A 15,218-nucleotide genomic window follows, 5' to 3' on the forward strand; every position below is an offset into this window, starting at 1 on the left:
CTAGCCGAACTTCCACCCCAATCCACAGGAAACACCACCATGACTGTTCGCCCCGTCACCATCACCGGTGAGCCAGTGCTGCACCGCCGGGCCGCCGTCGTCACCGAGTTTGACGACGAGCTGCGCGCCCTGATCGCCGATATGTTCGAAACCATGGACGAGGCGAACGGCGTGGGGCTCGCGGCCCCCCAGATCGGTGTGGGCCAGCGGATCTTCGTGTACGGCATGGAGAACGACGACGACGTCGCGCCACGCGGGGTGCTGGTGAACCCCTCCCTGGTGACGACCAAAATTTCGGGGGCGGACCCCGACCCGGAGGAGGAGTCCGAGGGTTGCCTTTCAGTGCCGGGCGAGTCCTTCCCGCTGAAGCGAGCCGACTGGGTCAAGGTGACCGGTTTTGACGGCTTCGGGGAGCGGCTGGAGTTCGTGGCCACCGGATGGTTTGCACGCTGCATGCAGCATGAGTATGACCATTTGGAGGGCAGGCTCTTCGTGGACCGGCTCATCGAGCCGTATTCCCGGTCCGCCCGCAAGGCCATCAAGAAGAACGACTGGGGAGTACCCGGCCTGACGTGGATGCCGGGCGTGGATCCGGACCCGTTCGGCCACTAGAGAGGGCCGCCAAGGGTTTCAGGCCCGGGGTTCCTGCCCAGGTTCCAGGTCCTCAAGACGCTCTACGTGGCGGAGCGGTCCGAAGATGGCCACCAGGGGCGCTGCCACCGCCAGTAGGACGCCGATCAGTACGGCGTTCCAGATGCCGACCAGTTCCGCGAGGATTCCTCCAAGGATACTGGCCACGCCGAGCATGCCCCAGCTGACCATCCGGGACGCGGCGCCGAGCCTGCCCATCATGGCGGGGGGACACACCCGTTGCCGGAACGCTGACCCAACGACGATGTTCCAGGCGATGCACACGCCCATCACGAACATTCCCACGACACCCCAGAGCATTCCGTAGCCGGGGGTCATGATCAGGAGCGACGCGTACCCCAGGACGCCGGGGACCATGGCGTACCGCCAGACCGGACCTGATCCGAACCGTTCGGTGGCCCGTTTGACGGTAATGCCGCCCAGCGCTCCGCCGACTGATGCTGCGGCCAGGAGTACCCCTAGCCAGATTTCCGACTCGTTCAGGGTCCGCAGCACCAAAAGCACCAGAAGCGATGCCACCATGCTGCCGCCAAGGTTCCAGAGCGCAGCGTTGAAGAGGATGGCGCGCAGCGGCCCGGTGCTGAAGGTGTAGCGCAGACCGTCCTTCATCTCGCGGAAAATGCGCCGCTCCCCCTGATATGGCTCGGCTTCCTTGAGCCTGAGGGAGGAGATGGCGAAGAGGGATGCGAAGGAAGTGATGATCTGCACCAGCAGCGAGTTGGAGGCACCCACCGCCACCGTCAACCAGCCGGCGATGCCACGGCCAGCCGCATCCGCCGACGCCGACGATGCGGTCATCAGGCCGTTGCCCTCGACCAGCTCATCCTTGGACACAGCCTGCGGGATGAGTGCCTGGTCTGACAGGGTGAAAAAGACAGCTGAGAGACCGACAAGGAACGCGACAACGAACAGCTGCGCCACTGACATGATCCCCAGCCAGAAGGTAACGGGGATGGTTGCCAGGGTTGCTATCCGGCCAACGAGGGACCAGACGATGACCGGCTTCCTGGGCCACCGATCCACCCAGACACCCACCGGCAGGCCGAGGATCAACCAGGGGAGGAAAGTCATTCCAGCGAGGGCGGCGACGGCGAAGTCGCTGGCCTGCAGTTCGACCACTGCGATGACGGGCAGCGCGATGGAGGTGACAGCGGTTCCCAGGACGCCCACGGTGCCGGAAAGCCACAGTGCACGGAAGTTGGGATTACGGACCAGCAGCGACTTCTGGGGCGCTACGGTGTCTGTCATTGGGATAGCGTATCCGAGCAAACACCGCTCGGATGCCACTTTCACTATTCGGGAAAAACTTCATTCGGGGCTATTGACCCACGGCTATCGCGCCCTGATAATCCCCTGGTCTCAACCTCGTTTATCACGCAGGCCAGGTCTGGGAATATGTTTCGAATTCATTTCGCATCGCGCCTTCGAAACGCGGAATGTTCGCGCTGCCATTCCCTTTTCGGTCATTCTGCGCAGGAGCCGGATACCCGAGGTGCTCCACTGCATCGGGGGAATACGCGCCGTGGAAGGCCAGCGGGCCGTGCGCGTCAATCAGGTCAGTGACCATTGACCCAGGTGGGCCGCTTTGTTGACCCGGCGTCGTGGACAAACTTGTCCCCGGAATAGAGGGCGGTAGCGCAACGAGTTTCACGGTGGATTTGCTGAACAGACATTCCTCAACCAGGACGATACCGGCCGGATTCAGCATCGCAGGGGCGAGTTTACGGCGAAGACACTTGGTGCACCTATTACAGTCCGGCACATCAATCTTTACGCAATAGGCAGCGTCATTCATTCAATCGTCCGCCACGACGATTCGGGCGCTGCCAATTTCGGAGAGGGAAAGGATGGGGAGAATCCTCACTCCCCCGGTCTGGAATATTCGGTACCGGACGTTTGCATTGCGGGCTTGTGGCCGATTCCCTTCGGAGCGGCAGGTCCGGGCATTTCGGCTCCGGACCTGACGGTGCGTGAGTTAGTGAACCGGGCACCGGGGTAAAGGGATGGGTTGACCGATACGCCGGGTTCTGTGCTTCCTGCCGTCACCAGCGAAGAAGTGGCGGCCATCCATCTACGAACGCCGTTGCCGACGCCCTCCAGCGGCCTACCCGGACACTCAGGCGAGCAGCCTTCAAGCGCGCCCTGTCTGGCCTTGCTCCGGGTGGGGTTTACCGAGCCGCACCGGTCACCCGGCACGCTGGTGGTCTCTTACACCACCTTTTCACCCTTACTGCATCAGGCATTGCTGCCTGGTACAGCGGTCTATTTTCTGTGGCACTTTCCTGCGGGTTACCCCGAGTGGGCGTTACCCACCACCCTGCTCTGCGGAGCCCGGACGTTCCTCGGTGAACCGGAGCCAGTGCACAAGGCACTGCGACCGGTCCAACGCGACCGCCTGGTCAACCCATCCTCAGTTGATTCTACGGGCTGGCGGAGTTCCGCGGCGCACGCAGAACAGCTTCGACCTGTGGATCGGTTCAGTGGCATGGTTCTGTGGCTCGGTTCTGTGGCCCCCGATGATCATGGGTAAAGTGGTGCGGTGCTGATACTGCTGCCACCGTCCGAAGGTAAGTCACCCGCTGTGAAGGGCCCGGCAGTGAATCTGGGGACGCTCCGGTTCCCCGAACTGACGCAGGCCCGCGAGACCGTACTGGATGCCCTCGCCGCCGCCAGCACCGATCCCGCCGCCCACAGCATTCTGGGAATGGGCCAGTCCCTCGGAGCCGAGGTGCTGCGGAACGTCACACTCCGCGACCAGCCGGCGGCCCCCGCCTACCGGATCTATTCCGGTGTGCTGTATGACGCGCTGGGCTACCCCACCCTGACCCCGGTGCAACGTCGCAAAGCCCAGGAATCGGTGGTAGTGGTTTCGGCCCTCTGGGGTGCACTGGGTTTCGCTGATGCCATTCCGGCCTATCGGTTATCCATCTCGGTCACGCTCCCCGCCACGGGGACGCTCTCCTCGTTCTGGAAGTCACGGCTGGCGGGCCCCTTGGGGGACCGGTCCGGGGACGCCCTGGTGGTCGACTGCCGATCCAGCACCTACGCCACCGCGTGGGCCGGCCACCCTGAGCGGACCGTCGCGGTGAACGTCCTGCTCGAGCGGGATGGCAAGCGCACAGTGGTCTCGCACGCCGCGAAGCATACCCGTGGGCTATTGGCCCGGCATCTGCTGACCCGGCGGTCGCGGCAGCCGGACACGCCGGCGGAGCTGCTGAAGGCTACCCGGGAGCGCTGGAGCGCCGAGCTGATCCCCGCAACACCTCGTAAACCGGCACAGCTGAGCATTATCCTGCCCGGCTGAGCCTTGCTGGGCTTACGCGGGGCCGTCCCAATCGGCGACCAGTTCCACTTCGAAGCCGGCCTGGTTCTCCAGGTACGCCGCGTAGCTGTCCTTGCCACCGGCATGCGGGTAGGCGGCAGCAAACATGGGGGTCCAGCCGTGGCTGGTGGCCCTGCGGGCCAGCAGGTCAACCTCTGCAGGGGTCCCCGCCCGGAAAGCCAGGTGGTTCAGCCCAGGGTGCAACCGCTGGTGGGGTTCGTCGGCGACGGCGGTTCCCGATTCGATCACCAGATACAGTCCGTCGGCGCCGAGAAAACTGATGCCCTCCGCCCAGGTTTCCATGACGGTGAACCCGAGTTGCCGAAGCAGCCAGCCCATCGAGTCGGTTGCCTCCTGCAGGTCCCTCACCCAGAGCTCCACGTGGTGCAGCCGGCCCCTGGGCTGCCTGACTGGCTCCGGTCCGGCGTCGGACGTGTCCGGTCCCGGTGCTGAAGCGGCAGCCGAGGGTGAGGCAGCCGAGGGTGAGGCAGCGCGCGGCACCCAGGGGATGCCAGCCATCCCGGCATCCATGGCCTCGTTGGACAGCCGGTCCGCATCCTTATTGATTTCGCGGGGGATCCACTGGTACTTGACCCGGGCGGGGTCGAGCACCGCGCGGGCCTTGGTGGCCAGTGCGCGCATGTCGGCGTGCTTGATCTTCCAGCGGCCCTCCATCTGCTCGACCACCAATTTGGAGTCCATCTTGACCAGGATTCGGCACGTGGGATCCAGCTCGTTCGCCAGTTCCAGACCAGCCACCAGCCCCGAATACTCGGCGACGTTGTTGGACACCTTCCCGAGATAGGCGGCCTTCTCGACCAGGATGGCGCCTGTCTCGGGGTCCCGGACAAGGGCACCGTAACCGGCGTGTCCGGGATTTCCCCGGGAGCCGCCGTCGGCCTCCACGATCAGGAAGCAGGGAGCGGCGGCCGGTTCGGTGGTGTCGCTGGAATGGTCAAAGAGGGTCTGTTCAGCGGGCACTGGCCTAGTTGCCCCACTCGGCGAAGCGGACCAGAATGGCACCGGAGTCGGGGCAGAACACGATGTCGTCCTCGGCGGCTTTCCTGAGCTCGGCCAGGTCTCCGGGGCTCAACTGCATTCCCGAGCCCTCTGATGTGCCGTGGAACAACCGTGCCGCGCCGACACCGCGGCGGGCGAGGGTCTTCTCGTACAACGCCAGGAGCCCGGCGTCGAACGTTGCCGCCAGTTCACTGCGCTGGGTACTGACGGAACCTGCTTCCGCCTCAATGGTGGCCAGTTCGACGTCGCGGGTGGCTTCGATGGCGGTGAGGCGCTCCAGCGCTTCTTCCTTGCGCTGCTGCGCTGCCTGCTTGGCGGCACGTGCGGCGTCAACCTTTTCCATGATGTCCAGTTCCACGTCCTCCAGGTCAGAGCGCCGTTTGGTCAGCGACGCGATCTCACTCTGGAGGGCGGTGAGGTCCTTGGGGCTCCCGGTCCCGCTGTCGAGGCGCTTCTGGTCGCGCTCCAGGCGGTTCACCACCGATTGCACGTCATCCTCGGCGCGGGTGAGGTCCCGTTCCTGGTCGCTGAGGACCGTCGCGGTGGCTACCAGCTCGCTGTCGGTCCCTTCCAGCTGCCTTGCCAGCTCGGCAAGGGCCGGATTGGCCCGTGCGGTGGCGGCCTGCCGCTGCAGCTGGTTCAACCGCGAATCCAGTGCCTGAAGTTCCAACAGCCTAAGCTGTTCTGCCGGTGCTGCTTTTGCCACAGTAAAACCTCCGCGGTTGCCGATTACCCGTCCATCTACCCTATTGCACGGCGCCTCCCACGGTCACCGCAGCTCAGGACGCCGTCGGCTGCGCTGGCCCTAATGCATCCCCGGGGTGAGCACGAAGTCCCACGGGTCGGTATTGACGCTGCTTACCCGGATATCGGCGTCGAACCCGTGGTCCGCCAGCACATGGGCCAGCGCCGCCGCAGCGGGGGTCAGCCACAGCCACTCACTGCCAAAGTGCGACACATCGATCAGGTACGGCCGGTCGTTTGAGGCTGCCTCGCGCGCCTCCGAGACGGGGTGGTGACGCAGGTCAGCGGTGACGTAGACGTCCGCCCCGCTGGCCCGTACCTGATCTAACAGGCTGTCTCCGGCACCGCCGCAGACGGCCACCCTGCGCACCAGCCCGTCACGGTCCCCCGCAACCCGGACACCACCGGCCACTGCCGGAAGGATCGAGAACACCACTCCCGCGAAGTCTCCCAGGGTGGTGGTGGCACTCAGGTTCCCTACCCGCCCCAACCCTTCCTCCGGCAACCCACCGGCCGAGGACGTGAGGGGCTGGACATCCACCAGACCGAACGCGTCAGCCAGCACATCGGATACTCCGCCGACGGCGCTGTCGCCATTGGTGTGCACCGTGGTGAGGGCGCATCCACCCTCGATCAGCCGGTGCACCGCGTTGCCCTTGAAGTGGGTCGCCGCCACCGAATTGACCGGCTTCATCATCAGCGGATGATGCGTGATGATGAGATCGGCACCCCACTGAAGCGCCTCGCTGATGACCTCGTGGGTCGGATCGACAGCAAACAGGATCTTCGAAGCCGGGTTGCTGGGCTTCCCCACCACCAGGCCAACCGCGTCCCAGCTCTCCGCGAGGGTTTCAGGCCAGAGCTCCTCAACCGCTAGCAGCACGTCGCCCACGCTGGGCGGTGGGGTGCTCCCGGCACCGTGGTCGGAGCGTTGGCCAGTCATCAACGGATCAGCTTCCATGGCTCTAGTTGTACCTGCTCCAGTGGGAACAGCCCAATTGTCCTTACCCTTCCGACGTCCTTGGCGGAGAGCGTCGGGAATCTTCTGGCCCGGCAACGCATTGATATAGGCATGATGACATTCGTGCTCGGCGGAGGCTGCTTCTGGTGCCTCGACGCCCTTTACCAAAAAACCCGCGGCGTCACCGACGTGATCTCCGGCTACACCGGTGGCCACACACCCGACCCCGACTATGACGCGGTCTGCTCCGGCACCACCGGTCATGCCGAGGTAGTGGCGGTGACCTTCGACGAAACGGTCATCCCCGCCGAGACAATCCTCGACATGTTCTTCGTATCCCATGACCCCACCACCCTGAACCGTCAGGGGTACGACGTCGGCACGCAGTACCGGTCCTCGATGTTCTATCAGAACACCGAGCAGAAGGAACTGTTTGAGCGCGCTATCGAGCGGAACCAGGAAAGCTGGTCCGACCCGATCGTCACCGAAGTCATCCGGTTGCCGCGGTTCCACCCGGCCGAGGAGTGGCACAACAACTTCTATGCCAAGCACCCTGAACAGGGGTACTGCCGCGTGATCATCAACCCGAAGCTGGCCAAGGCGCGCAAGTATTACGCTCAATGGCTGATCGACTAACTTTTACGCGCGGCGGGACGCCGCGCCGCTAGGCTGAATCCAAGCGCGCAGCGCAGTATCCGGCGAGCACTCCCCCAAACCCCGACCCTAGGCAGGTACCCATGGCCAAGATTTACGACGACGTCACCCAGCTGGTGGGGCGGACCCCCCTGGTCCGGCTCAACCGTCTCACCGAGGGCCTCGACGCCCAGGTTGCCGTGAAGCTTGAGTTCTACAACCCCGCGAACAGCGTCAAGGACCGGATCGGCGTCGCCATCATCGACGCAGCGGAGAAGGCCGGGGCGCTCAAGCCCGGCGGCACCATCGTGGAGGGTACATCCGGGAACACCGGTATCTCGCTCGCCATGGTCGGCGCGGCGCGCGGCTACCGGGTGCTCCTGACCATGCCCGAGACGATGTCCACCGAGCGTCGCGTGATGCTCCGTGCCTACGGCGCTGAGATTGTGTTGACCCCGGGGTCCGAGGGCATGCGTGGCGCCGTCGACAAGGCCAAGGACATCGTGGCGACGACTGAGAACGCCATCTGGGCGCAGCAGTTCGCCAACGAAGCCAATCCTGCCATCCACCGCGCAACAACTGCCGAGGAGGTCTGGGAGGACACCGACGGGGCCGTCGACATCTTTGTGGCAGGCGTGGGGACCGGCGGAACCATCACCGGCGTCGGGCAGGTCCTGAAAGAACGCAAACCCGGAGTGCAGATCGTCGCCGTGGAACCCGCGGATTCGCCGATCCTCAACGGCGGCGCGCCCGGCCCGCACAAGATTCAGGGTCTGGGCGCCAACTTCATCCCCGAAATCCTTGACCGGGAAGCCTACGACGAGGTGATCGACGCCTCCGTCGAGGACTCGGTGCGGGTGGCGCGTGCCCTCGGAACCCAGGAAGGCATCCTGGGCGGCATCTCCTCCGGAGCGATCGTCTGGGCCGCACTGCAGCTCGCCAAGCGGCCGGAGAACGCGGGTAAGCTCATTGTGGCGATAGTCTGCGACTTCGGTGAGCGGTACATCTCCACCGTTCTTTTCGACGACATTCGGGGCTAACCCCCACCCAACAGAAAGTAGTCTGTGAGTTTTTTAACGCGACTGCACGAGGATCTGCAGACGGCACGCGAGCATGATCCGGCCGCCCGTGGCTCCATCGAGAATGGACTGGTCTACTCCGGTCTCCACGCCATCTGGGTGCACCGGCTGACCCACCGGATGTGGGCCCGCCCCGGACTCCGGTTCCCGGCCCGGCTGCTCGCACAGCTGGCCCGGGCCGCCACCGGAATCGAGATCCACCCCGGCGCGACCATCGGCCGGCGGTTCTTCATTGACCACGGAATGGGTGTGGTCATTGGTGGTACCGCCGAAATCGGTGACGACGTGATGCTCTACCAGGGCGTCACGCTGGGCGGACGGTCCCTCGAGAAGGTCAAGCGGCATCCGACGATCGGCGACCGGGTGACAATCGGCGCCGGGGCGAAGGTGCTCGGGCCGATCACCATCGGTGCCGGCAGCGCGATCGGGGCCAATGCCGTCGTCGTGAAGGACACTCCGCCCGATTCGATCGCCACGGGCATCCCCGCGACCTTCAGGCATCGGGACTCCGCGCGGGAGACCCTTCCCGCGGTGGATCCGGCCGAGTACATCGATCCGGCGCTCTACATCTAGCGTCGTCGCGGTCAACCGCAGTTGGCCTTTAACTACTGATGGCCCGGGCACAATGCCCGGGCCATCAGCAGTTAAGGATGCTAGTGGGTGTCCACCGCTTCGATCTCGGACTTGTCCTCGCCCCACAGGGTGTGGAACGTGCCGTCCATGTCGACCCGGTTGTAGGTGTGCGCCCCGAACAGGTCCCGGAGGCCCTGAGTCAGTGCGGCGGGTAGCCGACGACGGCGCAGCCCGTCGTAGTAGGCCAGCGAGGCCGAGAACACCGGCACCGGGATACCCAGCTGGACGGCTGTCGACACCACGCGACGCCAAGCGGGAAGCGCCCCGGCAATCGACTCGGCGAACGCCGGGGCCAGCAGCAGGTTTACCGGCTGACCGTCAGCGGTGGCGTAGGCCTTCATGATGTCGTCCAGCAGTTCGGCCCGGATGATGCAGCCGGCTCGCCACAGCGACGCAATCTCATCAAGCTTCAGCTCCCAGCCGTACTCCTTGGCCGCGGCAGTGAGCATGTCGATGCCCTGGGCGTAGCTGACCAGTTTCGATGCGTACAGGGCCAGGCGAACGTCCTCGACGAACGACTCGGGCAGCTCCACGGAGCCCTCGTGGCCGGCCAGGATGTCCTGTGCCTCGGCCCGCTGGTCCCGCTGCGAGGACAGGCCCCGGGCGAACACGGACTCAGCGATGCCCGACGTCGGGCTGCCCAGTTCGAGCGCCGACACCACTGTCCAGCGGCCGGTGCCCTTCTGTCCCGCCGAGTCAACGACGACGTCCACGAAGGGTTTCCCTGTTTTGGCGTCGGTGTGGCCGAGCACTTCGGCAGTGATCTCAATCAGGAACGAGGAAAGAGTGCCGGTATTCCAGTCGGTGAAGATCTTGGCCTGTTCGGCCGGCTCGATGCCGGCGCCGGAGCGCAGCAGGTCGTAGGCCTCGCCGATCACCTGCATGTCGGCGTATTCGATGCCGTTGTGGACCATTTTCACGAAGTGCCCGGCACCGTCGGTGCCGATCCAGCGGCAGCAGGGCTCACCGTTGTACTTGGCTGAGATTTTCTCCAGCATCGGGCCCAGGGAATCGTAGGACTCGCGGGAGCCGCCGGGCATGATGGACGGTCCCAGCAGGGCTCCCTCTTCGCCGCCGGAGACGCCAACGCCTACAAAGTGCAGGCCCTTGGTCGCCAGGGCGGCTTCCCGTCGGCGGGTGTCCTCGTAGTGGGAGTTGCCGCCGTCGATCACAATGTCGCCGGGCTCAAGCAGCGGTTCCAGCTGACCGATGACCGAATCCACCGGTCCGCCCGCCTTAACCATGATCAGGACCCGGCGGGGCTTCTCCAGGGACTCGACCAGTTCCTCAAGGGTCTCGGTGCGGACAAAGTCGCCGTCGTCGGCGTGCTTCGCCAGCAGGGCGTCGGTCTTCTCGATCGACCGGTTGTGGAGCGCGACGGTGTAACCGTTGCGGGCGAGGTTGCGGGCCAAGTTTGCGCCCATGACCGCTAGGCCTGTGACACCAATCTGTGCACTCATAAAGTCTCCAATACTGGGTTTGCCCCCGGCTGTGGGGGCCGATGCGCGGACAGCCGGAAAAGCTCCACGCCACGAAACAGTACTTTCACCTTATTACCGCTGGACGCCCACTGACCACACGGCGACCGATCGTGAAGCGGCAGTGAGCCACGTCTCGGCACCGACGTCAACCTCCGCAGGACGTTCTTTGCACGATTGATATAGATTAACTGAAGGCATCCATCAGGGAAGGGGCTTGTCATTTCGCGACCAACCGTCCGGCAGCCGGCTCCGTTCCGGCCTGATATCCAGGGCTTGCGGGCGGTAGCGGTGGGGGCGGTAGTCCTCTACCACGCCGGCCTGTCAGCGGTGCCCGGGGGCTACGTCGGCGTCGATATCTTCTTCGTCATCTCCGGTTTCCTGATCACCGGCCAACTGATCTCCATGCTGGAGGCCCGCGGCCGGATCCCGTTTGGCGAGTTCTACGCCAAGCGCATCCGGCGCATCATCCCCGCCTCGTTTGTTGTGCTTGCTCTCACCACCGTGGCGTCGCTGGTGTTCCTTCCCCCAGCCACCCGTCCCGGGGCGTTGCAGGACGCCATCGCCACCGCCTTGTATGTCCCCAACGTCCTGTTCGCTGCGCAGGGCGCCGATTACCTTGCAGAAACCGCTCCCTCACCGTTCCAGCACTACTGGTCGCTCGGCGTCGAGGAGCAGTTTTACCTGTTCTGGCCGCTGCTCCTGCTGCTGGGGTTCCTGCTGGTCCGCAGATCCACCCGGAGGCTATTCTGGGTGGTCCTGTCGATCGTCGTCCTCTCCTTTGCCCTGTGCATCGTCCTGACCGGGACCTCCCAGCCTGCAGCGTTCTTCCTGCTCCCAACCCGCGCCTGGGAACTGGGGATCGGCGCCCTGGCAGCCTTCGCCCTGCACTCCGGGCTGGTGCGCCTGAACGGCCGGGCCGCGGCGCTCGGTACCTGGCTGGGGATGGCCGGAGTCGCGGTCAGCCTGGGAGCCCTCAACGAGAGCACCGTCTTCCCGGGGTGGGCCGCGCTGCTTCCAGTGCTGTCCACCGCCGCGGTCATCGTGTGTGGCAGCAGCCTTCCGTCGCGTGGGGCCGGGATGCTGCTGAGCCGGGCCCCGATGCAGAAGGTCGGCGCCTGGTCGTACTCGATCTATCTGGTGCACTGGCCGCTGCTGGTCATCCCGCAGGCGGCGGTGGGCTACGAGAATCCGCTGCCGCTGGTCCTCACCCTGGCTCTGGGGGCCCTCAGCGTGCCGTTGGCAGTCCTGCTTTACAGGTACGTGGAGAATCGTTTCCGCCATCCGGCAGCGGGCAGCCCGCTGCGCGCCCGCCGGGTCATCGCAACAGCCGCACTGGCGTCGCTGGGGTTCGTGGCGGTCGCGGCGGGCGCGGGCGCTGTGCAAAGCACCGCCCCGATCGCCTCCACCCGTGAAGCGGCGTCGCAACCACTGCAGGTCGCTCCTAACGGCTCCACCTTTGTTCCGGCCAACCTGAACCCGACACTGCGCGACGCGCCGGACAGCATTCCCGGGACGTACGACGACGGCTGTCACGCCGATTTCCCTGCCACCGAGGTGAACACCGACTGTGTCTACGGAGACCCTGACGGCACCGTGGACATTGTGCTTTTTGGTGACTCCCATGCCGCACAGTGGTTCCCGGCGCTGGAGGCCTACGCTACCGACGGCTCCTACCGCCTGCACAATCTGACGAAATCCAGTTGCCCCTCCGTGGACATCGAGATCCTCCACGAGCAGCGCCCGTATTCCCAATGCGAACAATGGCGCCAAAGCGCCGTTGATTACATCGATGCACTCGATCCGGCGGTGGTGGTGCTCAGCAACTACGGGGAGGTGTCCCCCGTCGATACCTCGACCGGACTCGTGGAGCAGTGGGAGGCTGGCCTAGGTGCCACTCTGGCCGCTCTGCCTGGGTCATCGCATGCGCTGGTCCTCGCGGATACACCGAGTCACAGTACGTCCCCGCTGGACTGCCTGTCCCGAAACATTGAGGAGGCAGCGGCTTGTGACCTGCCCAGGGCGGAAGCACTCGACGGCGAGGTCCTTGCCGCAGAGGAGCGGGCAGTGCGGGACGGGACGGTGCAGGGTGGGACAGTGCAGGATGGCAACGCGTCGTTCGTTGATCTGAGCAGCTACCTCTGCACCGACATTTGTCCGTCGATCATCGGGGATCTGCTGGTCTACCGGGATGAGCACCACATGACCACCGCGTTCAGCAGGGCGCTGGCAGGCCCCCTCGGTGACGAACTCGACAAGGTCCAGTAGCGTCGGGTTCCAGCAGGGTCGGGTTCCAGCAGTGTCGGGTTTCGGCAGTGTCGGGTTTCGGCAGTGTCGGGTTTCGGCAGTGTCGGGTTTCCGGCAGCGTCGGGTTTCCGGCAGCGTCGGGTTTCCGGCAGCGTAGAACCTGTCACGGTTCGTCGGCTCAGGCCGCGCCGGGGCAGAGATGCTCGGCGGCGAGTGCCTGGGTGATCCGGATGCGTTCAACGGTCTCGTCAGTCAGGTTCTCGGCAGGGTTGCGGGCGCCCAGCTCCTCGAGGTCCGCACCGGCCTCCAGATCGGCGCACACCTGCTCACCGGTGGCAATCAACTGTTCGTCCCCGGAGTAGACCGAGTCAGGTGCCTGCTCTCGGAGCTCAGTGAGGAAACGCTCCTGGGCGGCCACGCTCCCGACGTCGACCGTTCCGCACCCGACCAAGCCAATCGCCAGACACAGCATCGCTGCGCCGGTGGTGCGGCGTGAAGTTTCACGTCTGAGCATTGCGACTACAGGTCCCTTCTCTTCGTGCAACCCGGTTTAGACCGGTAATGCCGTTCCCGATTTGGAGCGGAACGACTTTTTGGTACTACTAAGAAGCACGTCGAGACGCTCCGCGACATCGCCCAAATCCTGATCGAACAATTCTACGTAAACGTCCAGCTTCTTCGCCGCGGTCACATGGCTCAGCGTATGCTGAACGCTCTTCAGGCCCCTGACTGCACCGGCCAGGGCGCCGCACCAAACCGAAGGTCATGCGCCCACAGACCCTCTGACGGCACCGCCGCAAGGGTGGCAGCACATACCCATGTCCGTGACTTCCGCATCGGTAAGGGTTACGTGGTCGATTCGTGCTGTTGGCCGGCTCATGGGCTTCATCTCATAGGGAGCCTAGGAGCCGATTCGAAGCGTCAGACCATAGTCGGCCTAATCGATCCGCCTCTGACTGGGACATGAGCTTGCGATCCCGGTAATAAAAAGTACCGGGGAAGAAGGTGATTTCGCCAAGGTAGACGCCTTCCGGAGTGTCGTACAGATCGACCCGGCAGAACGCGGTGGGGGCAGCAACCGAGACACGCTTCGCAACCGCGAGAATGGCTTCCCAATTCTCCGGGACCACGGCTGGAACGATCTTCTCCAAGTGCTGAGCTTTCTCGGCCACACTGTACGCACCATCCAGCATCGGCTGGAACGAGCCGTCGAAATACATTGCCTCGGCCGCGCTGCCGGTCAGGTGATCCTCTTTCAGAATCATCCCAATCTCCCCCTGGAATGCGTAGACGCGAATGTCCTGGGGCGGGGTGTTGCCTTCGTGGTCGCGGAGCAGCTGCTCAACGATGTATTCCCCGCGCTCGGCGTCGTCATAGTACCGGGTAGAGATTGTCCGGTACTTTTCTGCTATGTCAGCGAACCCCAAGATCTCTTTACTCAACAGGTTCTCAAACTTGTCATCGACCTTCTTCAACAGGTAGATGCCGATCGACGTTGAAGCGTAGGCAGGTTTCAGCACGAACTCACCCGGCAATGAGGTGTCGGCTAGGGCGGCGAGCGTTCCCCGGAAATGGATGGCGGGGGTTCTCACGCCGACAACCGCTGCGAAATCTCGGGTCTTGCCCTTCTCGCCTAGTCCTGCTGGGACGTGCGGCTCTGCGCCGTCCATCCGCTCTTGCATGTGTTGAAAGTAATCCATCAGCACCACCTTACCCAACCTTTTCAACGGCGCTTACCCGGCATTGCGGTGGGGGAATCTCCTGAAGACCGTCGCGAGGATCCTGGCCCCGCAGCACCAAATCAACCTGGGGAAACCTTGACTTGACCAAAACTCTTATCACCCGCGCGGGCTGGCATTCCTATTCCTCGCAGCGATGGCATTGACCAGGGCATTCAGCTACCTCTCACCACACCCACTGTCATTTATCTCTTCAATCCTCACCGAGTGGGTTGTATCAATGTGGGTGCGAGGAACCCTTGCGTTGGCAAGCGGCTCACCTAACCTTCGGCGCTCGCAGACTTGTGAGGATCCGCGCCGAGTTCGGCTGCTATCACTGGGCCTGCGAGTGGGAGGGATTCAGCCTTTATTACCCGCGGGAACGGGAGACCTGGCAGTGGGCTCCAGACCGCACGGCACGGCTGCACCGCGACAATGCGAAGCTGCGCGCCCAGCATGACGCCTTAGTGGGGCTCGTAGCGGATGACAACGAGCTATACGCCGAACAAATCCAGGAAATGCTCGACAAGTCTATCGGCAACACTTTCGGCGCCTACGAGCTTGAGCTGAAGCGTACCGAGCTTCCAGCTGAAACCGACCCGCGCAGTGAGGAGCGTCAGAAATTGAAGTCACCCAGCAGGAACCTCGCTTGTTTGCACCCCCTCGCACCATGTTGGCGGCGATCGTCGCCGGCGCGCTCCTCCGCCCGCCGGTTTTGACCGCGTTCACCCA

The 15,218-nt window shown here is 64.3% G+C and carries 15 protein-coding genes and 1 other RNA gene; 7 read left to right on the plus strand and 9 right to left on the minus strand.

Annotation, left to right across the window (positions count from 1 at the left end; genetic code table 11):
- The first annotated feature begins 39 nt into the window (after nucleotides 1-39).
- Nucleotides 40-612 carry a peptide deformylase gene (gene def, locus IWX64_RS07460; RefSeq protein WP_196866514.1) on the plus strand — a complete coding sequence of 191 codons (573 nt, stop codon included), beginning with the start codon at nucleotides 40-42 and terminating at the stop codon, nucleotides 610-612.
- Between the two features lie 18 nt (nucleotides 613-630).
- Here def and IWX64_RS07465 read toward each other — a convergent pair whose 3' ends face one another.
- The 3 genes from IWX64_RS07465 to rnpB all read right to left on the minus strand — a co-directional run bounded on the left by IWX64_RS07465 (nucleotide 631) and on the right by rnpB (nucleotide 3,058).
- Nucleotides 631-1,899, minus strand: coding sequence for an MFS transporter (locus IWX64_RS07465; RefSeq protein ID WP_196866515.1), 1,269 nt, complete (start codon nucleotides 1,897-1,899; stop codon nucleotides 631-633).
- A gap of 124 nt (nucleotides 1,900-2,023) precedes the next feature.
- Nucleotides 2,024-2,359, minus strand: a complete 336-nt coding sequence (locus IWX64_RS07470; protein WP_196866516.1) for a hypothetical protein — start codon at nucleotides 2,357-2,359, stop codon at nucleotides 2,024-2,026.
- 292 nt (nucleotides 2,360-2,651) lie between these two features.
- Nucleotides 2,652-3,058, minus strand: an RNA gene (gene rnpB / locus IWX64_RS07475) — RNase P RNA component class A.
- Between the two features lie 132 nt (nucleotides 3,059-3,190).
- Here rnpB and IWX64_RS07480 point away from each other — a divergent pair.
- Nucleotides 3,191-3,955 carry a YaaA family protein gene (locus IWX64_RS07480; protein WP_196866517.1) on the plus strand — a complete coding sequence of 255 codons (765 nt, stop codon included), beginning with the start codon at nucleotides 3,191-3,193 and terminating at the stop codon, nucleotides 3,953-3,955.
- 12 nt (nucleotides 3,956-3,967) lie between these two features.
- Here the strand turns inward: IWX64_RS07480 and IWX64_RS07485 are convergent, their stop codons facing one another.
- From IWX64_RS07485 to IWX64_RS07495, 3 genes are all read right to left on the minus strand, one after another.
- On the minus strand, nucleotides 3,968-4,954 hold the full coding sequence (locus tag IWX64_RS07485; RefSeq protein WP_196866518.1) for a reverse transcriptase-like protein: 987 nt from the start codon (nucleotides 4,952-4,954) through the stop codon (nucleotides 3,968-3,970).
- A gap of 4 nt (nucleotides 4,955-4,958) precedes the next feature.
- Complete coding sequence (locus tag IWX64_RS07490) at nucleotides 4,959-5,699, minus strand: zinc ribbon domain-containing protein (RefSeq protein ID WP_196866519.1); 741 nt, start codon at nucleotides 5,697-5,699, stop codon at nucleotides 4,959-4,961.
- A 99-nt stretch (nucleotides 5,700-5,798) separates the two neighbouring features.
- Nucleotides 5,799-6,680 (minus strand): Nif3-like dinuclear metal center hexameric protein, encoded by an 882-nt coding sequence (locus IWX64_RS07495; protein ID WP_442859042.1) that lies wholly within the window; start codon nucleotides 6,678-6,680, stop codon nucleotides 5,799-5,801.
- A 129-nt stretch (nucleotides 6,681-6,809) separates the two neighbouring features.
- Here IWX64_RS07495 and msrA point away from each other — a divergent pair, with 129 nt between their 5' ends.
- The 3 genes from msrA to epsC all read left to right on the plus strand — a co-directional run bounded on the left by msrA (nucleotide 6,810) and on the right by epsC (nucleotide 8,983).
- Entirely contained in the window at nucleotides 6,810-7,334 is a 525-nt protein-coding gene (gene msrA, locus IWX64_RS07500) for a peptide-methionine (S)-S-oxide reductase MsrA (protein ID WP_196866521.1), read from the plus strand.
- Between the two features lie 101 nt (nucleotides 7,335-7,435).
- Nucleotides 7,436-8,371 (plus strand): cysteine synthase A, encoded by a 936-nt coding sequence (gene cysK, locus IWX64_RS07505; RefSeq protein WP_196866522.1) that lies wholly within the window; start codon nucleotides 7,436-7,438, stop codon nucleotides 8,369-8,371.
- 24 nt (nucleotides 8,372-8,395) lie between these two features.
- Nucleotides 8,396-8,983: a serine O-acetyltransferase EpsC gene (epsC, locus tag IWX64_RS07510; RefSeq protein ID WP_196866523.1), complete on the plus strand. Its 588-nt coding sequence runs from the start codon at nucleotides 8,396-8,398 to the stop codon at nucleotides 8,981-8,983.
- An 80-nt stretch (nucleotides 8,984-9,063) separates the two neighbouring features.
- On the opposite strand, the gene gndA is transcribed toward epsC, so the two are convergent.
- The gene (gene gndA / locus IWX64_RS07515) at nucleotides 9,064-10,503 is read right to left on the minus strand and encodes an NADP-dependent phosphogluconate dehydrogenase (protein ID WP_196866524.1); all 1,440 of its coding nucleotides are present in this window, start codon (nucleotides 10,501-10,503) and stop codon (nucleotides 9,064-9,066) included.
- Between the two features lie 294 nt (nucleotides 10,504-10,797).
- On the opposite strand from gndA, the gene IWX64_RS07520 reads away from it, so the two are divergent.
- Nucleotides 10,798-12,789, plus strand: a complete 1,992-nt coding sequence (locus IWX64_RS07520) for an acyltransferase family protein (RefSeq protein WP_334683200.1) — start codon at nucleotides 10,798-10,800, stop codon at nucleotides 12,787-12,789.
- 157 nt (nucleotides 12,790-12,946) lie between these two features.
- Here the strand turns inward: IWX64_RS07520 and IWX64_RS07525 are convergent, their stop codons facing one another.
- Complete coding sequence (locus IWX64_RS07525) at nucleotides 12,947-13,282, minus strand: DUF732 domain-containing protein (protein WP_196866525.1); 336 nt, start codon at nucleotides 13,280-13,282, stop codon at nucleotides 12,947-12,949.
- A 376-nt stretch (nucleotides 13,283-13,658) separates the two neighbouring features.
- Entirely contained in the window at nucleotides 13,659-14,468 is an 810-nt protein-coding gene (locus IWX64_RS07530; protein ID WP_334683208.1) for an ATP-grasp fold amidoligase family protein, read from the minus strand.
- A gap of 278 nt (nucleotides 14,469-14,746) precedes the next feature.
- On the opposite strand from IWX64_RS07530, the gene IWX64_RS07535 reads away from it, so the two are divergent.
- Nucleotides 14,747-15,205, plus strand: a complete 459-nt coding sequence (locus IWX64_RS07535) for a hypothetical protein (protein WP_196866527.1) — start codon at nucleotides 14,747-14,749, stop codon at nucleotides 15,203-15,205.
- The last annotated feature ends 13 nt before the right edge of the window (nucleotides 15,206-15,218 follow it).

The organism is Arthrobacter sp. CAN_A212 (genome assembly GCF_015752345.1).
GTDB lineage: Bacteria > Actinomycetota > Actinomycetes > Actinomycetales > Micrococcaceae > Arthrobacter_D.